The organism is Paraburkholderia sp. JPY465 (assembly GCF_050436725.1).
Lineage (GTDB): Bacteria > Pseudomonadota > Gammaproteobacteria > Burkholderiales > Burkholderiaceae > Paraburkholderia > Paraburkholderia youngii.
The window spans coordinates 3524445-3548878 of record NZ_JBNDMT010000003.1; the positions used below are offsets into that span (position 1 = coordinate 3524445).

Annotated in this window: 22 protein-coding genes and 1 tRNA gene; 18 read left to right on the top strand and 5 right to left on the bottom strand. The window is 64.6% G+C overall.

Translation table 11 applies throughout. From position 1 onward, the window contains the following. Positions 1-23: 23 nt before the first annotated feature. From fmt to QFZ94_RS30955, 13 genes are all read left to right on the top strand, one after another. Positions 24-1019, top strand: a complete 996-nt coding sequence (gene fmt, locus QFZ94_RS30895) for a methionyl-tRNA formyltransferase (protein WP_429461563.1) — start codon at positions 24-26, stop codon at positions 1017-1019. A gap of 115 nt (positions 1020-1134) precedes the next feature. Then, positions 1135-1776, top strand: coding sequence for a LysE family translocator (locus QFZ94_RS30900; protein WP_410850694.1), 642 nt, complete (start codon positions 1135-1137; stop codon positions 1774-1776). Between the two features lie 105 nt (positions 1777-1881). After that, positions 1882-2739: a zinc metalloprotease HtpX gene (gene htpX / locus QFZ94_RS30905; protein ID WP_429461565.1), complete on the top strand. Its 858-nt coding sequence runs from the start codon at positions 1882-1884 to the stop codon at positions 2737-2739. Between the two features lie 197 nt (positions 2740-2936). Continuing rightward, a complete protein-coding gene (gene rsmB / locus QFZ94_RS30910) occupies positions 2937-4376 on the top strand; it encodes a 16S rRNA (cytosine(967)-C(5))-methyltransferase RsmB (protein ID WP_429461567.1) in 1440 nt (479 codons plus the stop codon). After that, on the top strand, positions 4373-4972 hold the full coding sequence (locus QFZ94_RS30915) for a DUF4390 domain-containing protein (protein ID WP_176109835.1): 600 nt from the start codon (positions 4373-4375) through the stop codon (positions 4970-4972). Before rsmB ends, QFZ94_RS30915 begins: the two co-directional genes overlap by 4 nt. Beyond that, positions 4962-7388 carry a sensor histidine kinase gene (locus tag QFZ94_RS30920; RefSeq protein WP_410850696.1) on the top strand — a complete coding sequence of 809 codons (2427 nt, stop codon included), beginning with the start codon at positions 4962-4964 and terminating at the stop codon, positions 7386-7388. The genes QFZ94_RS30915 and QFZ94_RS30920 overlap by 11 nt, the downstream gene beginning before the upstream one ends. Further along, positions 7389-8078, top strand: coding sequence for a response regulator transcription factor EsaR (esaR, locus tag QFZ94_RS30925; RefSeq protein ID WP_176109833.1), 690 nt, complete (start codon positions 7389-7391; stop codon positions 8076-8078). 94 nt (positions 8079-8172) lie between these two features. Next, a tRNA-Phe gene (locus QFZ94_RS30930) sits at positions 8173-8248 on the top strand. A gap of 394 nt (positions 8249-8642) precedes the next feature. Next, the gene (gene queC / locus QFZ94_RS30935; RefSeq protein WP_429461570.1) at positions 8643-9374 is read left to right on the top strand and encodes a 7-cyano-7-deazaguanine synthase QueC; all 732 of its coding nucleotides are present in this window, start codon (positions 8643-8645) and stop codon (positions 9372-9374) included. A gap of 54 nt (positions 9375-9428) precedes the next feature. Next, complete coding sequence (queE, locus tag QFZ94_RS30940; RefSeq protein WP_013088055.1) at positions 9429-10061, top strand: 7-carboxy-7-deazaguanine synthase; 633 nt, start codon at positions 9429-9431, stop codon at positions 10059-10061. A 6-nt stretch (positions 10062-10067) separates the two neighbouring features. Further along, positions 10068-10514: a 6-carboxytetrahydropterin synthase QueD gene (queD, locus tag QFZ94_RS30945; RefSeq protein WP_429461573.1), complete on the top strand. Its 447-nt coding sequence runs from the start codon at positions 10068-10070 to the stop codon at positions 10512-10514. A 203-nt stretch (positions 10515-10717) separates the two neighbouring features. After that, positions 10718-11500 carry an HpcH/HpaI aldolase family protein gene (locus tag QFZ94_RS30950; protein ID WP_429461575.1) on the top strand — a complete coding sequence of 261 codons (783 nt, stop codon included), beginning with the start codon at positions 10718-10720 and terminating at the stop codon, positions 11498-11500. Then, entirely contained in the window at positions 11497-12234 is a 738-nt protein-coding gene (locus tag QFZ94_RS30955) for a tetratricopeptide repeat protein (protein ID WP_429461577.1), read from the top strand. The genes QFZ94_RS30950 and QFZ94_RS30955 overlap by 4 nt, the downstream gene beginning before the upstream one ends. Positions 12235-12313: 79 nt before the next feature. On the opposite strand, the gene rodA is transcribed toward QFZ94_RS30955, so the two are convergent. From rodA to QFZ94_RS30980, 5 genes are all read right to left on the bottom strand, one after another. Next, the gene (gene rodA, locus QFZ94_RS30960) at positions 12314-13462 is read right to left on the bottom strand and encodes a rod shape-determining protein RodA (RefSeq protein ID WP_368583221.1); all 1149 of its coding nucleotides are present in this window, start codon (positions 13460-13462) and stop codon (positions 12314-12316) included. A 10-nt stretch (positions 13463-13472) separates the two neighbouring features. Continuing rightward, the gene (mrdA, locus tag QFZ94_RS30965; protein WP_429461579.1) at positions 13473-15848 is read right to left on the bottom strand and encodes a penicillin-binding protein 2; all 2376 of its coding nucleotides are present in this window, start codon (positions 15846-15848) and stop codon (positions 13473-13475) included. A 79-nt stretch (positions 15849-15927) separates the two neighbouring features. Further along, positions 15928-16440, bottom strand: a complete 513-nt coding sequence (mreD, locus tag QFZ94_RS30970) for a rod shape-determining protein MreD (protein ID WP_176109827.1) — start codon at positions 16438-16440, stop codon at positions 15928-15930. After that, entirely contained in the window at positions 16437-17600 is a 1164-nt protein-coding gene (mreC, locus tag QFZ94_RS30975; RefSeq protein WP_429461581.1) for a rod shape-determining protein MreC, read from the bottom strand. The genes mreD and mreC overlap by 4 nt, the downstream gene beginning before the upstream one ends. A gap of 154 nt (positions 17601-17754) precedes the next feature. After that, complete coding sequence (locus tag QFZ94_RS30980) at positions 17755-18798, bottom strand: rod shape-determining protein (RefSeq protein ID WP_004189550.1); 1044 nt, start codon at positions 18796-18798, stop codon at positions 17755-17757. 373 nt (positions 18799-19171) lie between these two features. Here QFZ94_RS30980 and gatC point away from each other — a divergent pair, with 373 nt between their 5' ends. From gatC to QFZ94_RS31005, 5 genes are all read left to right on the top strand, one after another. Then, complete coding sequence (gene gatC / locus QFZ94_RS30985) at positions 19172-19471, top strand: Asp-tRNA(Asn)/Glu-tRNA(Gln) amidotransferase subunit GatC (protein ID WP_013088063.1); 300 nt, start codon at positions 19172-19174, stop codon at positions 19469-19471. Positions 19472-19629: 158 nt separating this feature from the next. Then, entirely contained in the window at positions 19630-21117 is a 1488-nt protein-coding gene (gatA, locus tag QFZ94_RS30990) for an Asp-tRNA(Asn)/Glu-tRNA(Gln) amidotransferase subunit GatA (RefSeq protein ID WP_410850702.1), read from the top strand. Positions 21118-21122: 5 nt separating this feature from the next. Continuing rightward, positions 21123-22598, top strand: a complete 1476-nt coding sequence (gatB, locus tag QFZ94_RS30995) for an Asp-tRNA(Asn)/Glu-tRNA(Gln) amidotransferase subunit GatB (protein WP_368583225.1) — start codon at positions 21123-21125, stop codon at positions 22596-22598. Positions 22599-22730: 132 nt separating this feature from the next. Further along, positions 22731-23570, top strand: coding sequence for a PPK2 family polyphosphate kinase (locus QFZ94_RS31000; protein WP_429461585.1), 840 nt, complete (start codon positions 22731-22733; stop codon positions 23568-23570). Between the two features lie 52 nt (positions 23571-23622). Further along, on the top strand, positions 23623-24402 hold the full coding sequence (locus QFZ94_RS31005; protein ID WP_368583227.1) for an exodeoxyribonuclease III: 780 nt from the start codon (positions 23623-23625) through the stop codon (positions 24400-24402). Positions 24403-24434 lie beyond the last annotated feature (32 nt).

Consider the following 24434-nt stretch of genomic DNA (forward strand, 5'->3'; position numbering starts at 1 on the left):
TTCAACTTGCCCGCCGCTCATTCATGACTCATTCGTTGCGCGTCATCTTCGCCGGTACGCCGGAATTCGCCGCGGCCGCGCTGGCCGCGATTCATCGCGCCGGGTTTGCCGTGCCGCTCGTCTTGACGCAGCCGGACCGGCCCGCAGGACGCGGCATGAAGCTGCAGGCAAGCCCGGTCAAGCGTTACGCACAGGAACATGGCCTCGCAGTCGCGCAGCCCACATCGCTGCGCCGCGCCGGCAAGTACCCCGAGGAAGCCGCCGCCGGCATCGAGCAACTGCGCGCGACGCCGCACGACGTGATGGTGGTCGCCGCCTACGGGCTGATCCTGCCGCAGGAAGTGCTCGACATTCCGCGCTTCGGCTGCATCAACATTCACGCGTCGCTGCTGCCGCGCTGGCGCGGCGCGGCGCCGATTCATCGCGCGATCGAGGCGGGCGACGCCCAAACCGGCATCACGCTGATGCAGATGGACGCCGGCCTCGATACCGGCGCGATGATCTCCGAAGTCCGCACCCCGATCTCCGCCGACGACACCACCGCCACGCTGCACGACCGCCTCGCTGAGCACGGCGCACAACTGATCGTCGACGCGCTGATCGAGCTCGAGCGCAGCGGCAAGCTGGCCTCGACCCCGCAACCGGCCGACGGCGTGACCTACGCCGAGAAAATCGCCAAGCACGAAGCGGCGCTCGACTGGCGCCGCCCGGCCGAGGCGCTTGCGCGCCAGGTACGCGCGTTCGATCCGTTCCCCGGTGGCGCCGGCACGCTCGACGACGGCAACACCGTCAAGATCTGGGCAGCCAGCGCCGTTGCCTCGCCGGCGTCGGGCAGCAGCAAGGCGCCGGGCACCATCACCGAGGTTTCTGCCGACGGCGTGCTGGTCGCTTGCGGCGAAGGCGCACTGCGTCTGACGCAATTGCAGAAGCCCGGCGGCAAGCGCCTGCCGGTGCGCGAATACCTTGCCGGTTCGCCGCTCGCAGCAGGCCAGCGCTTCGAGCTTCCCGAGGCGCAATAAGCGCGGCGCGCACGCCAGAGCATCGTCGATTCCGCCGGCGTTCCCGGCGCCCGCCGCGAGCCAGCCGCGCGTTAGAATCCTCATGCAGCAGACTAGGTTTTCGAGGGTTCATCACATGTTCGGCATCGTCCATTTCGAGTTTTTCATCGTCGCGGTTTTTCTCCTGAACATCACGCCGGGGCCGGATACCGCTTATATCGTCGGGCGCAGCGTCGCCCAGGGCCGCGGCGCGGGGCTGATGTCGGCGCTCGGCATTTCGGCGGGCTGCTGCATTCACTCGCTGGCCTGCGCGTTCGGGCTGACCGCGCTGCTGGCCGCGTCGGCCACCGCGTTCACCATCGTCAAATTCGTCGGCGCGATCTATCTGATCTATCTGGGTGTGCGCCTGATCTTCACGAAGCCGGCCGCGGGCGCACCCGCCAGCGACGCGCGTGCGCCGTCCACGCCGAAGTCACTGCGGCAGTTGTTCCTGCAAGGCTTCTGGACCAATGTGCTGAACCCGAAGGTCGTGCTGTTCTTCGTGTCGTTCTTCCCGCAGTTCGTTGCAACGGGCAGCGAACACAAGACCTTCGCGTTTTTGACGCTCGGCGCGGTCTTCGTGCTGATGAGCATGGTCTGGAACAGTTTCGTCGCGTGGATTGCGGGCAGTGTCACGCAGCGTTTCTCGGGCAAGCCGACGGTCAAGCGTTGGCTCGATCGCGGCGTCGGCAGCGCGTTCGTGGGCCTCGGCATCAAACTCGCGACCGCCTCGCGATGATTGAATTTTCCCGCATCGCCCATATCTAACATTTCTCTTACAATCTGGCGCCGCAATCGCGCGGCACGGAGATGAAGGCCACGCTCAGGGCAAGGAGTTGCAGACATGTTCAATTGGGTGAAAACCGCGATGTTGATGGCCGCGATTACGGCCCTTTTCATCGTGATCGGCGGGATGATCGGCGGGTCGCGCGGCATGATGCTTGCGCTCGTGATCGCCCTTGGGATGAATTTCTTTTCGTACTGGTTCTCCGACAAGATGGTCCTGCGCATGTACAACGCGCAGGAAGTCGACGAAAACAGTGCGCCGCAGTTCTATCGGATGGTGCGCGATCTCGCCACGCGCGCGAACCTGCCAATGCCGCGCGTCTACCTGATCAACGAAGACGCGCCGAACGCATTCGCCACTGGCCGCAATCCGGAGCACGCGGCGGTCGCGGCGACCACCGGCATTCTGCGCGTGCTGTCCGAGCGCGAAATGCGCGGCGTGATGGCGCACGAACTTTCGCACGTGAAGCACCGCGACATTCTGATCTCGACGATTTCTGCGACCATGGCCGGCGCGATTTCCGCATTGGCGAACTTCGCGATGTTCTTCGGCGGCCGCGACGAAAACGGGCGTCCCGCGAACCCGATCGCGAGCATCGCGGTTGCGCTGCTCGCGCCGATTGCGGGCGCGCTGATCCAGATGGCCATTTCGCGTGCGCGCGAATTCGAAGCCGACCGTGGCGGCGCGCAAATTTCGGGCGACCCGGAGGCCTTGGCGTCGGCGCTCGACAAGATCCATCGCTATGCGAGCGGCATCCCGTTCCCGACGGCCGAGGCGCATCCGGCCACCGCGCAGATGATGATCATGAATCCGCTCTCGGGCGGCGGTATCGCGAACCTGTTCTCGACACACCCTGCGACCGAAGAACGCATCGCGCGTCTGATGGAAATGGCGCGCACCGGGCGCTTCGACTGAGCCGCAGCGTCGTTCGGCGCGTCGAGTCTGAAGTACTGAAGAGCGGGCCCGCGAGGCTCGCTTTTTTTTCGCACCGTTCGTCGCCACCGCGCGACAGCGTCTGCCGCCGCCCCCGCACGGCGGCGCCCCACCGGCGCCACGCTACAATGTGCGCTGATTGCGCCGCGCGCACCGTGCGGCTGGCCCTTGCTCCCTTCATGACTTCAAAGCCTTCTTCGCGTTCTGCTTCCTCGTCGGCGCGCTCGCGCGAATCCCGTTTGTCGGCGCTGCATCTGTCGCCCGAATCGCTCGGGTTCGCGCTCGACTGCGCGGCTCAGGCCGTCGGCGCCGTGCGTCTCGGCGCGGCCTTCCCCGCGGCGCTGCAGAGCGTGCTCGTGTCGATGCCCGAGGGCAACGCCGCGGCGGCGCGCGGCGCGGTGCAGGACATCGCCTATCGCACGATGCGCCGTCTCGCGACCGCCGAGTGGCTGATTGCGAAGCTCGTGAAGAAAGCGCCGCCGCCGCACGTCGCGCATGTGCTGGCGTGCGCGTTCGCACTGCTCGTCGACGACGAAGCGAGCGCCGCTTACACGCCGTTTACGGTCGTCGATCAGGCGGTCAGGGCGATTGCCGCACGCCGCGAGTTCGGGTTCGCGAAGGGGCTCGTCAATGCGGTGCTGCGTAACTTCCTGCGCGAGCGCGACATGTTGCTCGCCGCCGTGCAAGCCGACGAAGCCGCGCGCTGGAACTATCCGGCGTGGTGGATCGACGCGGTGAAGCGCGCATGGCCGGAGGCATGGCAATCGGTGCTGGCCGTCGGCAACACGCAAGGTCCGCTGACGTTGCGCGTGAACGCACGCCATTCGACGGTCGACGCCTATCTGCAAGAGCTGCAACGCCAGCAGATCGCCGCGAGCAAGACGGGCGAGCACGCGGTCACCCTCGCCACGGCGATACCGGTCGAGCGCATTCCGGGCTTCAGCGAAGGGGTCGTGTCTGTACAGGACGCAGGCGCGCAACTCGCCGCGCAACTGCTCGGCGTGCGTGACGGCATGCGCGTGCTCGACGCATGCGCGGCCCCTGGCGGCAAGACCGGCCATCTGCTCGAACTCGCCAACATTCAACTCGTTGCGCTCGAAAGCGATGCGTCGCGCGCGCGCCGCATCGGCGAAAACCTGCGGCGTCTGAAGCTCGAAGCGGAAGTGCGCATCGGCGACGCGGGCAACCCCGTGCAGTGGCACGACGATCTTGATCAGCCGTTCGACCGCATTCTCGCCGACGTGCCGTGCTCTGCGTCGGGCATCGTGCGGCGTCATCCGGATATCCGCTGGTTGCGTCGCCAGTCGGATATCGCCGCGCTCGTCGCCGAACAGCGCCGCATTCTCGACGCGCTGTGGCCGCTCGTGAAACCCGGCGGTGAGCTGCTTTACGTTACCTGTTCGATCTTCCCCGAAGAAGGCGAGTTGCAGGCTCAGTGGTTTGGAAACCAGCATCAGGATGCGGTACGATTGGACGCGCCGGGGCAGCTTTTACCCTCAGTTGCCCGCGCGCCCGCCGACTCATCGGCCGGTTCTCATGCTGGACGACCCGCTGATTTCAGCGCCGGCACGAACTCAGACCACGACGGATTTTTCTACGCGCGCTTTCAGAAACGGTGACCATAAAACGCTTCTTCCCGCTTCGGCTCGCTGCCGTGCTCTGGATCGCGCTGGCCGTCTGGCTTGCAGCGCCGGGCGCGGCGCACGCTGACTCGATCGCGGTGCAGCGGGCGTCGCTGCAGGCCGACAACGGCGGCTGGAGTCTCGATGCGCATTTCGAATTCGAGCTGAACAGCAATCTCGAAGACGCGGTCAACAAAGGCATTCCGCTTTATTTCACGACCGATTTCGAACTGAGCCGGCCCCGCTGGTACTGGTTCGACGAGCAGCCAGTCAGCGTATCGCAAAGCTTGCGGCTGTCGTTCCAGCCGCTCACGCGCGAATATCGCGTGTCGAGCGTGCAATCGGGCGGCTTGCAGCTCGGCTTTTCCACGCTGAAGGACGCGCTCGCGGTGATCAAGCACGTGACCTCGTGGCACGTGATTGACCGCAATGAGGTGCGTGTCGGCGAAACCTATAACGCGTCGGTGCGCATGCAACTCGATATCGGGCTGATGCCCAAGCCATTCCAGATCGACGCGGTGAACAACCGCGACTGGAACCTCGCCTCTGATTGGAAGCGCTTCACTTTCACGGCGGCAGATCGTGCTAAATAAAGTGCGCTCATCTTCCACCAGTGTCAGCAGCATCGTCGTGCGCGTGCTGGTGTCGACGGTCGCGGTCACGGCCGTGCTGCTGCTCGTATTGCTGGCCGCCGCGAGCGCGAACACCGAATTCTTCGACCGCTATTACCAGTGGCTGTACGCGGCCAACGTCGCGGTCGCGATGATCTTTCTGCTGGTGGTGGCGACGCTCGTCGTCATCATCGTCGTGCGATTACGCACGGGCAAATTCGGTACACGGCTGCTCGCGAAGCTTGCGTTCTTCATGGCGCTGGTCGGCGTGGTGCCGGGCGGCATCATCTACATCGTGTCGTATCAGTTCGTGTCGCGCAGCATCGAGTCATGGTTCGACGTGAACGTCGAAACCGCGCTAGCGTCCGGCCTCAATCTCGGGCGCGGCATGCTCGACGCGTCGCTGTCCGATTTGCAGACGAAGGCGCGTCTGATGTCCGAGCAGATCGCGAGCGCGGATGCGGCCGGCACCACGCTGACGTTGCTGCGTCTGCGCGACCAGTTCGGCGTGCAGGACGCGACGATCGTCGAGCCGACCCGCAGCATGTCGGGCGCGACGCCGGACATGCACGTGGTCGCGCAGGCGTCCAGCAATTACGCGATGCTGCTGCCGAACGATCTGCCGACACCGCTGATGATCGAGCAGGCGCGCGGCCACGGCTATGCGGCGATCGAAGGCGAGGTGGACGGCGACGCGCATGCGCAGGGCGGCAAGGGCGCGCTGCGTCTGCGCGTGGTGCAGCGTATTCCCGATGCGAACGCATCGCTATTGCAGCCCGCCGAACGCTTCCTGCAACTGACGCAGCCAGTTTCGACGACACTCGCGCGCAACGCCGACGCGGTGCAGCGCGCGTATCGCGAGTATCAGGAGAAGGCGCTCGGCCGTACGGGCCTGCGCAAGATGTACATCGGCACGCTGACGCTGTCGCTGTTTCTCGCGACCTTCATCGCGATGATGCTCGCGCTCGCGCTCGGCAATCAGCTCGCGCGGCCGCTGTTCCTGCTCGCGCAGGGCACGAAGGAAATCACCGAGGGCGACTACACGCCGAAGCGCGAGATCAAGTCGCGCGACGAACTGGGCTTCCTCACGCAGTCGTTCAACGCAATGACGCGGCAGTTGGCGGAAGCGCGCGGGGCGGTCGAGAAAAATCGTATCGCGCTCGAGCATTCGAAGGCGTATCTGGAGAGCATCCTCGCGAACCTGACCGCGGGCGTGTTCGTGTTCGACCGACAGTTCCGGCTGACCACTGCGAATCGCGGCGCCGAGCGGATTTTCCGTCAGCCGTTCCAGACGGTGCTCGGATCGTCGCTCGATCAGATCGGCGTGCTCGGCGAATTCGGCGCGATGGTGCGCAAGGCATTCGCCGATCGCGAAGCGGCGAGCGAAGACGGCCATGACGATAACGGCCATTGGCAGCAGCAGTTCTCGGTGCCTGTACCCGGCGAGACCGAGCCGCTCACGTTGCTCGTGCGGGGCGCGCGCCTCGTCGCGGCGAACGAGCGCGATGCCGAAGACATCCAGACCTCTGGCTACGTGGTCGTATTCGACGACATCTCCGACGTGATCTCCGCGCAGCGTTCGATTGCATGGGGCGAAGTCGCACGGCGCCTTGCGCACGAGATCAAGAATCCGCTCACGCCGATTCAATTGTCGGCCGAGCGTTTGCAGATGAAGCTCGCCGACAAGCTCGCGCCGTCGGATGCGGACGTGCTGAAGCGCGGTGCGACGACGATCGTCAATCAGGTCGCCGCGATGAAGCAGATGGTCGACGATTTCCGCGACTACGCGCGCACACCGCCCGCGGTGCTCGCGCATCTGCAATTGAACGATCTGGTCAGCGAGGTGCTCACGCTGTACGGTATCGAGGAAGGCAAGGGCGCGATCCAGATTGAGCTCGCGGCCCTGCCCGCGATACGCGGCGACGCGACGCAATTGCGTCAGGTGATCCACAACCTGCTGCAGAACGCGCAGGACGCGGTCGCCGAAGTCGCGCATCCGCGTGTTTTGCTCGAGACGAGGACAGTAGAATACGGAGACCCCGACGTGCAAGGCAAGGCGCGCGTCGCGGTGCGTCTGACCGTGTCGGATAACGGACCGGGCTTTCCCGCGCGTATCCTCACGCGCGCGTTCGAGCCGTACGTGACGACCAAGGCCAAAGGTACGGGTCTGGGACTTGCGATGGTCAAGAAGATCGTCGACGAACATGGCGCGCGCATCGACATTCGCAATCGCATGAAGGCTGGCGACGTGATCGAAGGCGCGCAGATTTCGATTCTCTTCCTTCAACTGGCGGACGACCCCGCGCAGCCGGGTGCACCTGGTTCGGGTGCGCATCCGGCGCATGGTGGAGCGTCGCAGGGAACGACAAAAGCAACAGTGCAGACAAGGGCAGCGTAAATGGCAACCATCCTGGTGGTAGATGATGAAATGGGCATCCGGGAACTGCTCTCGGAGATCCTCAGCGACGAAGGACACGTCGTGGAGGCCGCTGAAAACGCGCAGGAAGCGCGCGAGTTCCGGCTGCGTCAGGCGCCGGACCTCGTGCTGCTCGACATCTGGATGCCGGACACCGACGGCGTGACGCTGCTCAAGGAATGGGCCGCGCAAGGTCAATTGACGATGCCCGTCATCATGATGTCCGGTCACGCGACGATCGACACCGCGGTCGAGGCCACCAAGATCGGCGCGCTCAACTTCCTCGAAAAGCCGATCGCGTTGCAGAAGCTGCTGAAGGCGGTCGAGCAAGGACTCGCGCGCGGCAACTCGGCGGCCGTGCCAGGCGGTGTGGCCGCGAAGCCGGCGTTGCCCGTCAGCGCATCGTCGGTCGCGTCGGCGGCCGCGTTGCCGATGCTGTCGGCCGATGGCGTCGGCGGCGGCGCGCTCGCCGCGCAAACCGCGTCGATCTCGTTCGACATTCCGCTGCGCGATGCGCGCGACGCGTTCGAGCGCGCGTACTTCGAATATCACCTCGCGCGCGAGAACGGCAGCATGACGCGCGTCGCGGAGAAGACCGGTCTGGAGCGCACGCATCTTTATCGCAAGCTGAAGCAACTCGGCGTCGATCTCGGCAAGAACAAGGGCGAGTGAGCGCCACCTGTTGCATGCGAACGCGGCTAGGCAAAATTTTTTATGAAAGGGCTTGCTGAACTGCGGATCGCTTGATATAGTTTCGTTCTTCGTTGGCCCGGTAGCTCAGTTGGTAGAGCAGCGGATTGAAAATCCGCGTGTCGGTGGTTCGATTCCGCCCCAGGCCACCAGGATTCAGCCCCAGGAAATCGCAAGATTCCTGGGGCTTTTCCGTTTGGCGGACAAGTCGTCACTTTGGCTCGCCATGCAGTTGGAACCGCGCGCGTAGGACAGCAGGCGTCGGTGACATTCGGTGCCGCGTGATAAAATCGCGCCAGTTCAAAGACTTGCCTGCAGGCGTCGCACGCGGTCGTACACCGCGCGAATGCGGTGCCGAGCGTATCGCACCGAAGCACCCAACCCTTCGCCCGACGATCGGCGGTATAAGCGCCCAGCCACGTTCACGCGCAACGCGCGACCTATACTGCTTTGGGCCGGCACAATGCCGGCACACGTCGCGCCGCGTTGCTCGCATAGCGCACCTCGCGCAGCGCGACGTGGCACTCTCATTCACGGAGTATCACGGTGATCCGCAAAGACGCTAAGCGTAGCGCGCTCGTGCTGTTTTCCGGCGGCCAGGATTCCGCCACGTGTCTCGCGTGGGCGCTCGATCGTTACGACACGGTCGAAACGATCGGCTTCGATTATGGTCAGCGTCATCGCGTCGAGCTTGAATGCCGCGAGGGGTTCCGCCAGGCTGTCGTGCGTGCGTTTCCTGCATGGGCCGATCGTCTCGGCGACGATCAAACGATCGACCTGTCGCTGCTCGGCGCGATCAGCGACACCGCGATGACGCGCGAGATCGAAATCGAAGCCACGGCCAATGGGTTGCCGAACACGTTCGTGCCGGGCCGCAATCTGATGTTCATGACGATTGCCGGGGCCATCGCATATCGGCGCGGTTTGCAGGTGCTGGTCGGCGGGATGTGCGAGACGGACTTCTCGGGCTACCCCGATTGCCGCGACGACACGATGAAGGCGCTGCAGGTCGCGCTGAATCTCGGCATGGACACGCGCTTCGCGCTTGAGACACCGCTGATGTGGCTCGACAAGGCCGACACATGGCGTCTCGCACACGAGCTCGGCGGCGACGCACTGGTCGAACTGGTGCGCGTCGAAACGCACACGTGCTACCTCGGCGAACGCGCCGAGCTGCATTCATGGGGCTTCGGCTGCGGCGAATGCCCGGCATGCCGGTTGCGCAAACGTGGCTATGAGGCTTACCTCGCCGGTGAAAAAGTCACCGAGCCAGTGTGACGGTTCGCGCAAGAGCGCGCATCATTGATTCAGGAACACAGGACAGATAGCAGCATGACGTACGCGGTCAAGGAAATCTTCTACACGTTGCAGGGCGAGGGCGCGAATGCCGGGCGGCCGGCCGTGTTCTGCCGTTTCGCGGGCTGCAATCTGTGGTCGGGCCGCGAAGAGGATCGCGCGGAAGCGGTCTGCCGTTTCTGCGACACCGATTTCGTCGGCACCGACGGCGAGAACGGCGGCAAGTACCGCACACCTGACGAACTCGTCGCGATGATCGCGTCGCAATGGCCGCAAGGCGAGGGCGAACGCTTCGTCGTATGCACCGGTGGCGAGCCGATGCTGCAGATCGATCAGCCGCTCGTCGACGCGCTGCACGCGGCCGGCTTCGAGATCGCGATCGAGACCAACGGCTCGTTGCCGGTGCTCGACACGATCGACTGGATCTGCGTGAGCCCGAAGGCCGACGCGCCGCTCGTCGTGACCAAGGGCAACGAACTGAAGGTCGTGATCCCTCAGGACAACCAGCGCCTCGCCGACTACGCGAAGCTCGACTTCGAGTATTTCCTCGTCCAGCCGATGGACGGTCCTTCGCGCGATATCAACACGAAGCTCGCGATCGACTGGTGCAAGCGTCATCCGCAGTGGCGCCTGTCGATGCAGACTCACAAGTATCTGAACATTCCCTGATTTGCCGTGCTGACGATTACCCGAAAACTCGAATTCGACGCGGGCCACCGCATCCCCGATCACCGCAGCCAGTGCCGTAATCTGCACGGCCATCGCTATGTGCTCGAAATCACGCTGCAAGGCGATCTGGTCGACACCGAAGGCGCGCCCGACCGCGGCATGGTGATGGACTTCGCCGACGTGAAGTCGCTCGCAACCGAACACCTGGTCGACAAGTGGGACCACGCGTTTCTCGTCTACGAAGGCGACACGCAGGTGCGTGACTTTCTCGACAGCATGGCGGGTCACAAGACGGTCGTGATCGATCGCATTCCCACGGTCGAAAACCTCGCCGCGATTGCGTTCGATATTCTCGCGAACGTCTACGACGCGCACTACGGCGTGAATCTGCGCCTGCATAAAGTGCGTCTGTACGAGACGCCGAACTGCTGGGCCGACGTGGTCCGCGACTAGCTTCCAGCCCGAAGCCACACCCCGGCGCGCGAGCGAACTCTCGCGTTATTGTCACGGTATGATCGTTCCGACCAACACACGGAGCGAGACATGCCGGTCACCGCATCGCGTCGCAGCAGGCATCGAGGCCGTCAGCGCCCCGGTGCCTGCCTGATTCGCTATCTGGCCCCGCTTCGCATTGCAACCCTGCGCGAGGCCAGCCGATGAGCACCTTCACCAACTCCCTCAAACAACGTCTGAAGGACGACGCGCCGCTATTCGGGCTGTGGTTGTCGCTCGGCAGCGAAGCCGGCGCCGAAGCGCTCGCGCACGCCGGCTTCGACTGGCTGCTGATCGACATGGAGCACGCGCCGAACGATAGCGGTGGCGTCGAGTCGCAACTGCGCGCGATCGCCGCCGCCCATCTGCCGAGCGAGCCGGTGGTGCGCGTGCCAGCGAGCGAGCCGTGGCTCGTCAAGCGCGTACTCGACGCCGGCGCGCGCACGCTGATGTTCCCGAACATCGAATCCGCTGAAGACGCGGCACGCGCCGTGCGGCTCACCCAATATCCGACCGCCGAGGCCCTCGACGGACTGCGCGGTGTCGCGGGCGTCGTGCGTGCGGCCGGCTACGGCATGCGACGCGACTACGTGCAGACGGCCAACGCACAGATCGCGACGATTGTGCAGATCGAATCGGCGCGCGGCTTGCGGGAGGTCGAGCAGATCGCGGCGACGCCGGGCGTCGACTGCGTGTTCGTCGGGCCGGCCGATCTCGCCGCGAGCCTCGGTCATCTGGGCGACGCGAAGCACGCGGACGTGCAGGCAGCGATGGCGCGTATCGTCAGCGCGGCGGACAAGGCCGGTATTGCCGCCGGCATCTTCGCGATGGACGTGGCCAGCGCGCGGCAGCATCGCGACGCGGGCTTTCGCTTCGTGGCGCTGGCCGCCGACGTGATCTGGATGTTGCGCGCGACGCGTCAGGCATTGCAGGAGGTGAGGTCATGAACGGCAGAGTGCAGGGGGGCGCCGGGCCGAGGATTGCGCGGGTGACCGCGCAAGTGACCATTACGGCGGCGGCGCTGCTTGCGAGTACCGCATGGAGCGCCGCGCACGCACAGGATCACGTCGCAAGAGCGAACGATCCGCAGACGCAATCCGCAGTGGCCGATTACAACGCCGGCAACCTCGCCGCTGCGCTGACCGAATTCCGCGAGGCCGCCGAGCGCGGCAGCCGGCTCGCCCAATTCAACTACGCGATGATGCTGCTCAACGGCGAAGGCACGCCGGTCAACGTCGACGAAGGCAAGAAGTGGCTGCGCAAGGCCGCCGACGCGAACATGTCGCACGCGCAATATGTGTACGGCAAGATGTACGACGATGGCGAGTTCGTCGAGCGCGACCCCGTGGAGGCGCATCGCTGGTTCATGAAGGCGGCTGCGCAGGGTCATGTGCAGGCGGAGCTCGCGCTCGCGAACCAGTTCCTCGACGGACGCGGTACCGAGCGCGACAACAAGCAGGCGTTCGTCTGGTACAAGAAGGCGGCGCAGGGCGGCGACATGACCGCGCAGTATGTGACTGGCTCGTTCTACGAGCGCGGCGGCGATGGTGTCGACCGGAATCTGAATGTGGCACGCGCGTATTACGCGGCCGCGGCGGCGCAGGGCGATCCGGCCGCGCGCCTGAAGTATCAGCAGTTGAGCGCGCAGTTGCGCGATCAGAAGGAAGTGAAGCCGCAGTAATGAGGTAGCAATAAAGCAAAAGGGCGCTCGCAACGAGCGCCCTTTTGCATTTTCGATTGCTGCGTGCCGCTAGCGACGCTTAGCTCTGCATCAACCGCTTCTGTCGCGCGACACTCATGATCAGCCCGGTCGCGACACCCAATGTAGTCAGCGCGGTGCCACCGTAACTCATGAACGGCAACGGCACGCCGACCACCGGCAGAATCCCGCTCACCATGCCGATATTGACGAACGCGTACGTGAAGAACGCCATCGTCAAAGAGCCGGCCAATAATCGCCCGAACAAGGTCGCGCCGTTGGCCGCGATGTAGAGCCCGCGCGCGATCAATAGCATGTACAGCGTGAGTAGCACGATCCCGCCCGCCAAACCAAACTCTTCCGAAAACACCGCGAAGATGAAGTCGGTGTGCTTCTCGGGGATGAACTCCAGATGCGCTTGCGTACCCTTCAGCCAGCCCTTGCCGAGCGGGCCGCCCGAACCGATCGCGATCACCGCCTGAATCGTGTGGAAGCCTTTGCCGAGCGGGTCCGAGGTCGGATCGAGCAGCGTACAGATACGGTGCTTCTGATAGTCGTGCATTAGCGGCCACTGCACTTCGGGCTGACAGATCTTGTCCTGGAACGCCGCGATCGACACAACCGCGATCACGCCTGCGATCAGCACCGGTACGATCAGCTTGAAGCTCAGCCCCGCGAAGTAAATCACGAACAGGCCGGCGGCGAACACGAGCACGGCCGTGCCGAGGTCGGGCTGTTTCGCGATCAGGCCGACCGGCACGATGAGGATCGCGAAGCCGACCAGGTAGTCGTACCAGCGCATCACGCCTTCGCGGCGCTGGTAGTACCAGGCGAGCATCAGCGGTGTCGCGATCTTCAGTATTTCCGATGGCTGGATCACCACGCCGACGTTGATCCAGCGCTTCGCGCCCTTGCGCGTGAGACCGAACATCGCGACTGCGACCAGTAGCGCGATCCCGAACGTGTAAAGCGGGACCGCGAAGCGCATCAGCGTATTGGGCGGCACATTGGCGAGCCCCCACATCAGCACGAAGGTGAGCAGGATGTTGCGCAGCTGGTCTTCGACGCGGCCCGGCACGTCGAGACTCGCGCTGTACAGCGTGACGATGCCGACGCACAGCAGCAGAAACACGATCAGTGCGAGCGGACGGTCGAAGCCCGCGAACATCCGCTTGATGCGGTCGAGCCAGGCGCGCTTGTCGAATTGCATGCCTTTCTCCTTATTCGTCGATACCGCCGGTGGCGGGCTGGCGCGGTGACGCGCCCTGGACGCTGTCCTCGCGCGAGGGGGCCGCGACGCTCGGCGCCGGCTCACTGGCCGGACGGGGTTTGTGCGGGGCGCCGGACGTACGCGACGCGGATTGCTTTGCCGCGGCGGAAGCCGATGCCGGCCTGGCCGCCGACGCCGCCCGCGCCGCGCCGGCCGAAGCCGCTGCCGGTGCGCTGGCCGGCACCGTTGCCGCCGCGCCAGCCGATGCCGCCACCGGCACGGACGCGCCATTCGCGTCCGAAGCCGCAACAGCCGCCGACTCACCCGAGGCCGCCACGGCAGCCGCCGCCCCCGGCACCGGCAGTGCCTTGAAGCCCGCCGCAATCCTCAGCGGCTGGGCGCCCTCATGCTGCGTTGGCGTCTCACCGACCTGTGGCGCGGACGCTTCGGCGGTGTTCGATGCCGCCGCCGCGACGGCGGCTTCCACCACGCCGGGCTTGTTCTTGCCGACCAGGTAATAGTCGAGCACCCGGCGCGCGATCGGACCGGCCGCCTCCGCGCCCCAGCCGCCGTTTTCGACGATCAGCGCGAGCGCGATCTTCGGTTGCTCGACTGGCGCGAACGCAATGAACAGCGCGTGATCGCGCAAATTCTCGGCGATCGCGTGACCCTTGTAGTTCGCGCCCTGCAGCGAGTACACCTGCGCGGTACCGGTCTTGCCCGCCGCCTGGTACGCGGCGCCCGCGAACACCTTGGCCGCCGTGCCGTTCGTGACCACGCCTTCCATCGCGTGCTTGATGAAGTCGATATCCTGCTGCTTGACCGCGATCTTGTCGCTCGGGTCGCGCACCACCGGCCGCGTGTCCTTCGTGATCGGATTCTCGATGTCGCGCACGAGGTGCGGCTTCATCACGACGCCGTTGTTCGCGAGCGTTGCGGTGGCATGCGCGAGCTGCAGGATCGTGAACGAGTTGTAGCCCTGACCGATGCCGAGGCTGACCGTTTCGCCTTCGTACCACTTCTGCTGCTCGGGGCGGCGATACGCATGGCGCTTCCAGTCGGTCGACGGCAGGATGCCCTTCGCTTCGCCGGCGATGTCGATGCCGGTGATCTGCCCGAAACCCCACGGCTTCATGAAGTTCGCGATGTTGTTGACGCCGAGATCGTGCGCGAGCATGTAGAAGTACGTGTCGTTCGACACGACGATCGCGCGATTCATGTCCACCCAACCCTGGCCCGAGCGCACGTCGTTGCGGAACGTGTGTCCGCCGAACGTGTAGTAGCCGGGGTCCTGGAAGCCCCAGCTCGGCGTGCGCTTGTGCAGCGACAGCGCGGCGAGCGCCATGAACGGCTTGTAGGTCGAGCCCGGTGGGTAGGTGCCGTGTAGCGGCCGGTTCAGCAGCGGATGGTCGGGCGAGTTGTTCAGCTCGTCCCAGGTCTGCTGGTCGATGCCGTCGACGAATGAATTCGGGTCGAAGCTCGGCGCCGACACGAACGCGAGCACGTCGCCGGTGGACGGCTCGATCGCGACGAGCGCGCCGCGACGTCCGGCGAACGCCTGTTCGGCGACCTGCTGAAGGCCGATGTCGAGCGACAGCACGAGGTTGTTGCCCGGCGTCGCCTGGGTGCGCGACAGCGTGCGCACCGGGCGGCCGCCCGCCGTCACCTCGACTTCCTCGAAGCCGGTCTGGCCGTGCAGCTCGGTTTCGTAGCTCTGCTCGACGCCGATCTTGCCGATGTAATCGGTGCCCTTGTAGTTGTTCGCGTCCAGACGCGGATCGTAGTGGTCCGGATCGCTGTCGTTCTGATCGCTGGCGTCGTCGATGCGGTCCTGGTCGCGCTGCGAAATCCGTCCGATGTAGCCGATCACGTGCGCGGCGGTCGGCCCGAGCGGGTACTGGCGGAACAGCCGCGCGCGCACTTCGACGCCGGGGAAGCGGAAGCGCTGCGCGGTGAAGCGCGCGACTTCGTCGTCGGTCAGGCGCGTGCGGATCGGCAGACTTTCGAAATTCTTCGAGTCTTCCTGCAGTTTCTTGAAGCGGCGGCGGTCGCGCGCGTCGATCGAGACTACCGTGGCGAGGTTGTCGACCACGTTATCGAGCGTGTCGTTCAGCTTCGACGGTGTGATTTCGAGCGTGTAGGCCGAGTAGTTCTTCGCGAGCACGACGCCGTTGCGGTCGGTGATGATGCCGCGGTTCGGCACGATCGGCGCGACGGAGATGCGGTTTTCATCGGCCTGCAGCGAGTACTTGCTGTAGTGCCAGACCTGCAGGAACAGGAAGCGGAAGCCGATCAGCCCGAAGCAGACGAACACGAACAGGCCCGCCGCCGCGACGCGCAGGCGGAATTTCGTGAGCTGCTGTTGAGTGTCCTTGAATTCGGTCATGCGATTCTGCAAAAGGCCGGCGTGCGGCCATCAAGAGTGTGCGCCCAAACTGGCCCCGGGCGGCGGGCCCGATGCGGGATCAAATGGGGCGCGTATCGTCCGGGTCAGCCGGGCGGCGCTGCGGCATCAGCAGCAAGATGCTCGCGAGCGGCCACAGCGCGGCTTCGACGAAACCGTCGATCAGATAACTCCAGCCCGGAAACGCCGCACCGGTCAACAGGCGGATCACGAACGGCACCAGTTGCGCGACGACGAGTAGCGGCATCACCGCGAAGGTTTGCACGCCGAGCGACATCCACAGCACGCGGCGGTGAATCGTGATCGCCCCGTACGACAGCAGCGTGTAGGCGAGCGCGTGTTCGCCGAGCAGGCTCGCGTTGTGCACGTCCATCAGCAGGCCGAGAAAAAACGCGATGCCCATGCCGACCTTGCGCGGCTGATGCACATTCCAGAATAGCAATACGAGCGCGACGAAATCGGGCACGCCGGCGAGACGCCCCCACGGCATCAGGTTCAGCAGGAACGCGGAGGCGAGGCTGAACGCGATGAAGTACGGGTTGACCGGCTGCAGGATGTATTGCGGGCGATTCATGGCTGAGCCCCCGGCTCGGCTTGCGGCTTCGCGTTCTTCGCGGCGGCCGGTTTTTCGGCTTTTCTGTCGGCTGCGGGCTTTTCGGGCTTCTTGTCGACGGCGAGCTTTTCGGGCTTCTTGTCGGCGGCGGGTTTGGCCGGCGCCTTCTCCGTGGATTTGGCTGCCGGCTTTTCGGCCGCGGCTTTATCGGCGGCGTTCTTGTCCGCCGACTTGCCGGTGGATTTCTCCGCCGCGCCCTTGCCTTCCGCGGCTTTGACGCCCTTCTTCGCTTTCGCCTCTTTCGCGACGGTTGCCGCGTCGGGTTCGTCGGCCGGGCGCGGCGGCGCGGTGTTCTGGACGTGCAGCACCAGCACCTGACGCGCGCCGCGCACCGCCGCGACCGGCAGACTGACCACGCGGGCAAACGCGGTGTCGGCCTGCTTGTCGACGCGTACGACCTTCGCGACCGGCAGCCCCGGCGGATATACGCCGTCGAGACCGCTGGTGACGAGCTCGTCGCCGGTTTGCACGTCCGCGCTGATCGGCACGAAGCGCAGATCGAGCGTGTCGCCCTTCGGCGTGCCGTAGATCACGCTGCGCAAGCCGGTGCGCAGAATTTCGACCGGCACCGCCTGGTCCTTGTCCGTCAGCAGCGTGACTTCGGCCTGCAGCGGGAACACGCGTGTGACCTGGCCGATCACGCCGTCCTCGTCGACGACCGGCGAGCCGTTCTGGATGCCTTGTTGAGCGCCGCGTCCGATCACGACCTTCTGCGTGAACGGGTCGCGCGTGTCGTACTGGATTTCGGCGGGAAGCGATTGCGTGGTCAACTGCTGCGACAGTTGCATCAGCGCGCGCAGATGGCTGTTCTCGGCAGCGAGCGACGCGGCCGTGTTGGCCTGCTGCGACAGTTGCAGATCCTTCTCGCGCAGCTTCGCGTTTTCGTTGCGTAGCGTGGCGCTCGTCACGGCGAGATCGGCGGCGCCCATGAAGATGTCGCGCGGCACGAGCGCCGCGCGCTGCAACGGATAAAGACCCGCGCCGAGCACGCCGCGGACGATTTCGAGCGTCTGGAAGCGGGCGTCGGAGATCAGCAGGGCGAGCGCCAGCACGACGAAGAACACCAGTCGCGCGAGAGCGGAGGGGCCTTGCTTGAACAGGGGCGGCGGACTGTATTCCATGGTCGGCGCCGGGGGCGTGAGCGGTTGGGTGAGACGGCGGCGCGCTAGGCAAGCGCGGTCAGCGCGCGGAGGCTGGTCGGCCCAGCCAATGACAAAGCGGCCCGCAAGGGGCCGTGTGCCAGATCCGCGCTACTGACATGGGAGGAAGGCTCGCTTACTCGTACGAGAAAATGCTGCCGAGCTTGTCCATGCGCTCGAGCGCCATGCCCGATCCGCGCACGACGCAAGTCAGCGGATCTTCGGCGACGAGCACCGGCAGGCCGGTTTCTTCGGCCAGCAGTCGGTCGAGATCGCGCAGCAGCGCGCCACCGCCGGTCAGCATCATGCCGCGCTCGGCGATGTCCGCGCCGAGTTCCGGCGGCGTTTGTTCCAGTGCGATCTTTACCGACGACACGATCTGGTTCAGCGGATCGGTCAGCGCTTCGAGGATTTCGTTGCTGGAGATCGTAAAGCTGCGCGGAATGCCTTCCGACAGATTGCGGCCCTTCACTTCCATTTCCTTGACTTCGGAGCCCGGGAATGCGGAGCCGATTTCCTTCTTGATCGCTTCGGCGGTCTGCTCGCCGATCAGCATGCCGTAGTTGCGGCGGATGTAGTTGACGATCGCTTCGTCGAATTTGTCACCGCCGACGCGCACCGAGCCCTTGTACACGATACCGCCGAGCGAGATCACGCCGACTTCGGTCGTGCCGCCGCCGATGTCGACGACCATCGAACCCGTTGCTTCCGACACCGGCAGGCCCGCGCCGATCGCGGCGGCCATCGGCTCTTCGATCAGGTACACCTGCGAGGCGCCCGCGCCGTGGGCGGCTTCCTTGATCGCGCGACGCTCTACCTGGGTCGAACCGCACGGCACGCAGATGATGATGCGCGGCGACGGCGAGAACATGCGCGATTCGTGAGCAGTCTTGATGAACTGCTTGATCATCTGCTCGGTGACGGTGAAGTCGGCGATCACGCCGTCTTTCATCGGGCGGATCGCCTCGATGTTGCCCGGCACCTTGCCGAGCATCTGCTTGGCTTCCTTGCCGACTGCCTGAATGGTCTTCTTGCCGTTCGGGCCGCCTTCCTGGCGGATCGACACGACCGACGGTTCGTCGAGAACGATGCCCTTGCCGCGCATGTAGATAAGCGTGTTGGCGGTGCCGAGGTCAATGGCCAGATCGTTGGAGAAGTAGCTGCGCAAAAAACCGAACATTCAAAATCCTGTCTCGCTGGGGGCCGGGCCTCGCACCGTATGCGTAGGACGGCAGCGGAATAAATAACAGCTTCAACCGGGCGGTAGCGACGCCACATGAACTTGAAGCCGCGGGGGAGTCTACCGGAGGCCGTTGCAAAGCCAGGGCGGAAAACGCCGGACGTTCTTTGAATTGTCCGTAAGGCCTTGGTAAGTCGGTCCGGGTTTGGGTCGAACGCGTAATGATACCTTATAATTTTGGATGTTTTGAAGGAAACGGAGCGTACATTTTTCCGTTGCCGCTCCTTTTTTCAGATTGTCCTATCTTGTCGTAACCCGCTGTTACAGCGCGACTTTTTAACTGTTGTGGGATTCCACCCTTTCCGGTGACTGCATGGCTCTGACCCTGACCGATGTAAAACGCATCGCGCATCTCGCGCGGCTCGAACTGGCCGATTCCGACGCAGAGCACACGCGTGCCCAGCTCAATGATTTTTTCGGCCTCGTCGAGCAGATGCAGGCGGTCGATACCACCGGCATCGCCCCGCTTGCCCACCCGATCGAGCAGATCGAAGACGTCGCGCTGCGTCTGCGTGACGACGCCGTCACCGAGACGGTCGAGCGCGAGGCTTTCCAGCGCCCCGCGCCGGCCGTTCAGGACGGCTTGTATCTCGTGCCGAAGGTGATCGAATAAGACCCGCCGGGCAGACCCTCGGCCCGGCGTCGGCGCGAGTCTTTCGTGCCGCAGCCGCGCGGCGTCGCCGCGTACCTTGCCGGGCCGTCTGCCGACGGGCAACCGAACGCCTCCACGGCAGCGTCACTACGCTGCCGCGCTTTCCAGGATAAAACGCAATGCATGAAAAAAGTTTGACCGAACTGCGCGCCGCGCTCGCGGCCAAGGAATGCTCCGCAGTCGAACTGGCGCAGTTGTACCTCAAGCGGATCGACGCGGCCAACAGCCTGAACGCGTTCATCCAGGTCGATCCCGAACTGACGCTCGCGCAGGCGAAAGCCGCCGACGCGCTGCTGCACACCGGCCACGCCGGCCCGCTCGTCGGCGTGCCGATCGCGCACAAGGATGTGTTCGTCACGAAGGGCTGGCGCTCCACGGCCGGCTCGAAGATGCTCGCGAACTACGAGAGCCCGTTCGATGCGACCGTGGTCGCGCGTCTGCAGAACGCCGGCATGGTGTGCGTGGGCAAGACCAACATGGACGAGTTCGCGATGGGCTCGTCCAACGAGAATTCGTACTTTGGCGCCGTCCAGAATCCGTGGGACCGCAAGGCCGTGCCGGGCGGCTCGTCGGGCGGCTCGGCGGCCGCCGTGGCCGCGCGACTCGCGCCCGCCGCGACCGGCACCGACACTGGCGGCTCGATCCGTCAGCCGGCGTCGTTCTCGGGTATCACGGGCATCAAGCCGACGTATGGCCGCGTGTCGCGCTACGGCATGATCGCGTTCGCGTCGTCGCTCGATCAGGGCGGCCCGATGGCGCAAAGCGCCGCGGACTGCGCGACGCTGCTCAACGCGATGGCCGGCTTCGACGAGCGCGACTCGACGAGCCTGTCGCACGAGCACGAGGATTACACGCGCTACCTCGGCAAGTCGTGGCGTGACGGCGGCGCGGACAAGCCGCTCGCCGGCCTGCGCATCGGCCTGCCGAAGGAGTACTTCGGCGCCGGTCTCGCCGACGACGTGCGCGCGTCGATCGACGCCGCGTTGAAGCAGTACGAAGCGCTCGGCGCGACGCTCGTCGAGGTGTCGCTGCCGAAAACCGAACTGTCGATCCCGGTCTACTACGTGATCGCGCCGGCCGAAGCCTCGTCGAACCTGTCGCGTTTCGACGGCGTGCGCTTCGGCCACCGCGCGGCCGAGTACCGCGATCTGCTGGACATGTACAAGAAGTCGCGCGCCGAAGGCTTCGGCCCCGAAGTGAAGCGCCGCATTCTGGTCGGCACTTACGTGCTGTCGCACGGCTACTACGACGCGTACTACCTGCAGGCGCAGAAGATCCGCCGCATCATCGCGCAGGACTTCCAGGAAGCGTTCAAGCAGTGCGACGTGATCATGGGACCGGTCGCGCCGTCGGTGGCGTGGGACATCGGCGCGAAGGGCGACGATCCGGTGCAGATGTATCTGGCCGACATCTACACGCTGTCGGTGAGCCTCGCTGGCCTGCCGGGCATGAGCGTGCCGTGCGGTTTTGGCGCGGGCACGAATGCTCAGCGCCCGGTCGGTCTGCAGATCATCGGCAACTATTTCAATGAAGCCCGGATGCTGCAGGTGGCCGACGCGTTCCAGCGCGCGACCGACTGGCACCGTCAGGCACCGGCAGGAGTGTGAGCACCATGACGAAACAATGGGAAGTCGTGATCGGTCTGGAGACCCACACGCAGTTGTCGACGCATTCGAAAATCTTCTCGGGCACCGCGACCCAATTCGGCGCCGCGCCGAACACGCAGGCAAGCCCCGTCGATCTGGCCTTGCCGGGCACGCTGCCGGTGATGAACCGCGGCGCGGTCGAACGTGCGATTCAGTTCGGCCTCGCGATCGGCGCAACGGTCGCGCCGCGCAGCATCTTCGCGCGCAAGAATTACTTCTACCCGGATTTGCCGAAGGGCTACCAGATCAGCCAGTACGAAATTCCCGTCGTGCAGGGCGGTCAGGTGACGATCCAGGTGCCGGCCAATGAAAAGGCGGGCAAGGAAGCGTACGAGAAAACCATCAACCTGACGCGTGCCCACCTCGAGGAAGACGCGGGCAAGTCGCTGCACGAAGACTTCGCTGGCATGACCGGCATCGATCTGAATCGTGCCGGCACGCCGCTGCTCGAAATCGTCACCGAGCCGGAAATGCGCAGCGCGGCCGAGGCCGTTGCCTACGCGAAATCGCTGCACACGCTCGTCGTGTGGCTCGGGATTTGCGACGGCAACATGCAGGAAGGCTCGTTCCGCTGCGACGCGAACGTGTCGGTGCGTCCGCTCGGCCAGAAAGAATTCGGCACGCGCGCCGAGATCAAGAACCTGAACTCGTTCCGCTTCCTCGAAGAAGCGATCCAGTACGAAGTGCGTCGCCAGATCGAGCTGATCGAAGACGGCGGTACGGTGGTGCAGGAAACGCGTCTGTACGATCCGGACAAGCGCGAAACGCGCTCGATGCGCAGCAAGGAAGACGCGCACGACTATCGCTATTTCCCCGACCCCGACCTGATGCCGCTCGTGATCGACGCAGCATGGGTCGAGCGCGTGAAGAGCGAGATGCCGGAGCTGCCCGAAGCGATCCAGCGGCGCTTCGTGTCGCAGTACGGCCTCACGCCGTACGACGCGAACGTGCTGACCTCGAGCAAGGCGACGGCCGCGTACTATGAAGCGGTGGTCGCGAAGGTCGGTCCGGCCAACGCGAAGGTCGCGGCGAACTGGGTGATGGGCGAAGTGTCGTCGCAGCTCAATCGCGAAGGCCTCGACATTGCCGCGTGCCCGGTCTCGGCCGCACAGCTCGCGCTGGTTCTGCAACGCATTGCCGACGGTACGATCTCGAACAAGATCGCGAAGGAAATCTTCCTCGCGATCTGGGAAGAGAAGGCCACCGACGAAGCCGCCGCCGATCGCATCATCGAGGCGAAGGGCCTGAAGCAGATTTCGGACACCGGCGCGCTCGAAGCGATCATCGACGAAGTGCTCGCCGCGAACCAGAAGTCGGTCGACGAATATCGCGCCGGCAAGGAAAAGGCGTTCAACGCGCTGATCGGCCAGGCGATGAAAGCAACCAAGGGTAAGGCCAACCCTGCTCAGGTCAATGAATTGCTAAAGAAGAAGTTGTCCTGAGTTGAAGTGCCGCGGCCGGGCGTGGTCACGCCCGAGTCATCACGGGCCGTTGCCGGATCGAAGCAGGGCAACGGCCCGTTTTATTTTGCGGACCCGCTTCAGCCGGTTAAGCGCAGACCACGGAGTGTGTGCATGACAAAGCATCCCGATCTCGACGATTTCCGCGTGCCGTACTTCGACGACGGCAAGAAGAAAAACCATTTCTCGCTCGACCATTTCGATCCTAAGGCCAAGCCGTTTTCGAGCGGCTCGAAAGACGCGGACCGCGCGCGTCTGTCGGAAGTGGGCCTGCTGCTCGACAACCTGCAGGAGCGGCTGCACGCGCAGCGCAAGCGTCGCGTTCTGCTGGTGCTGCAAGGCATGGACACGAGCGGCAAGGACGGCACGATTCGCGCGGTATTTCACGAAGTCGACCCGCTCGGCTTGCGCATCGTGCCGTTCAAGGCGCCGACGCCCGTCGAGCTCGCGCATGACTTCCTGTGGCGCGTGCATTCGCAGGCACCCGCGGCTGGCGAGCTGACGATCTTCAATCGCAGTCACTACGAAGACCTGCTCGTTCCGACCGTGCAGGGCGAACTCGACGCCGACGCCTTCCAGCAGCGCTGCTGCCACATCCGTCAGTTCGAGCAGTTGCTCGCCTACAGCGGCGCGACGATCCTCAAGTGCATGCTGCACATTTCGAAGGACGAGCAGCGTGTGCGTTTGCAGGAGCGCATCGACGATCCGCTGAAGCACTGGAAATTCGACGTGTCGGATCTCGAAGCGCGCAAGCAGTGGGACGCATATCAGTCCGCGTATCGCGACGCGCTGGCCGCGACGTCGACCGAATACGCGCCGTGGTACGTGATTCCGGCCGACTCGAAGACGCATCGCAACGTGATGGTCGCCGAACTGCTGCTGCGCACGCTCAATGCGCTGAAACTCGAATATCCGCCAGCGAAGGAATCGCTGAAGGGCGTCAAGGTCGAATGAACTCGACCGCGCCCTTTGGCTCCAGAAACGAATCGAACAAAAGAGGAACGACATGTTGCGTGTGATTACCGCCAACCTCAATGGCATCCGCTCGGCGGCCAAGAAGGGCTTTTTCGAATGGTTCGGCGAACAAGGCGCCGATGTGCTGTGCGTGCAGGAAATCAAATGCTCGCAGGACGACATGACGCCGGAGTTCATGGCGCCGCACGATTTCACCGGCTATTTCCAGCACGCGGTGAAAAAGGGCTACAGCGGCGCGGGCGTCTATACGCGTCATGAGCCGGACGAAGTGGTGATCGGCTTCGGCAGCGAGGAGTTCGACCCGGAAGGGCGCTATGTCGAGCTGCGTTTCGGCAAGCTGTCGGTGGTTTCGGTGTATGTGCCGTCGGGGTCGAGCGGCGACGAGCGCCAGCAGGCCAAGTTCCGTTTCATGGACGAGTTCATGCCGCATCTCGCCGAGCTGGCGAAGGAGCGCGAGGTGATCGTGTGCGGCGACGTGAACATCGTGCACAAGGAAATCGACATCAAGAACTGGAAGAGCAACCAGAAGAATTCGGGCTGCCTGCCCGAAGAGCGCGCGTGGCTCGATAAACTGTTCGACGAAGTCGGTTATGTGGACGTGTTCCGCACGCTCGACCCGCGGCCCGAGCAGTACACGTGGTGGAGCAATCGCGGTCAGGCGTATGCGAAGAACGTCGGGTGGCGGATCGATTACCAGATCGCGACGCCGGGCATCGCAAGCAAGGCGAAGCGCACCGATGTGTTCCGCGACATCAAGTTCAGCGACCATGCGCCGCTGACCGTCGACTACGACCACAAGGTCAGCAAGTAAGCCCATCGGCCGCCGGCGCGTGCAGCGCCGTC

Excerpts from the sequence above, each read along its gene's own strand:
- mreC (WP_429461581.1), bottom strand. The coding sequence starts at position 17,600 with ATGGAATACAGTCCGCCGCCCCTGTTCAAGCAAGGCCCCTCCGCTCTC.
- rsmB (WP_429461567.1), top strand. The coding sequence starts at position 2,937 with ATGACTTCAAAGCCTTCTTCGCGTTCTGCTTCCTCGTCGGCGCGCTCG.
- QFZ94_RS30955 (WP_429461577.1), top strand. The coding sequence starts at position 11,497 with ATGAACGGCAGAGTGCAGGGGGGCGCCGGGCCGAGGATTGCGCGGGTG.
- mreD (WP_176109827.1), bottom strand. The coding sequence starts at position 16,440 with ATGAATCGCCCGCAATACATCCTGCAGCCGGTCAACCCGTACTTCATC.
- QFZ94_RS30900 (WP_410850694.1), top strand. The coding sequence starts at position 1,135 with ATGTTCGGCATCGTCCATTTCGAGTTTTTCATCGTCGCGGTTTTTCTC.
- queE (WP_013088055.1), top strand. The coding sequence starts at position 9,429 with ATGACGTACGCGGTCAAGGAAATCTTCTACACGTTGCAGGGCGAGGGC.
- QFZ94_RS31005 (WP_368583227.1), top strand. The coding sequence starts at position 23,623 with ATGTTGCGTGTGATTACCGCCAACCTCAATGGCATCCGCTCGGCGGCC.
- gatB (WP_368583225.1), top strand. The coding sequence starts at position 21,123 with ATGACGAAACAATGGGAAGTCGTGATCGGTCTGGAGACCCACACGCAG.
- gatC (WP_013088063.1), top strand. The coding sequence starts at position 19,172 with ATGGCTCTGACCCTGACCGATGTAAAACGCATCGCGCATCTCGCGCGG.
- mrdA (WP_429461579.1), bottom strand. The coding sequence starts at position 15,848 with ATGACCGAATTCAAGGACACTCAACAGCAGCTCACGAAATTCCGCCTG.
- QFZ94_RS30950 (WP_429461575.1), top strand. The coding sequence starts at position 10,718 with ATGAGCACCTTCACCAACTCCCTCAAACAACGTCTGAAGGACGACGCG.
- rodA (WP_368583221.1), bottom strand. The coding sequence starts at position 13,462 with ATGCAATTCGACAAGCGCGCCTGGCTCGACCGCATCAAGCGGATGTTC.
- QFZ94_RS30980 (WP_004189550.1), bottom strand. The coding sequence starts at position 18,798 with ATGTTCGGTTTTTTGCGCAGCTACTTCTCCAACGATCTGGCCATTGAC.
- esaR (WP_176109833.1), top strand. The coding sequence starts at position 7,389 with ATGGCAACCATCCTGGTGGTAGATGATGAAATGGGCATCCGGGAACTG.
- fmt (WP_429461563.1), top strand. The coding sequence starts at position 24 with ATGACTCATTCGTTGCGCGTCATCTTCGCCGGTACGCCGGAATTCGCC.
- gatA (WP_410850702.1), top strand. The coding sequence starts at position 19,630 with ATGCATGAAAAAAGTTTGACCGAACTGCGCGCCGCGCTCGCGGCCAAG.
- QFZ94_RS31000 (WP_429461585.1), top strand. The coding sequence starts at position 22,731 with ATGACAAAGCATCCCGATCTCGACGATTTCCGCGTGCCGTACTTCGAC.
- htpX (WP_429461565.1), top strand. The coding sequence starts at position 1,882 with ATGTTCAATTGGGTGAAAACCGCGATGTTGATGGCCGCGATTACGGCC.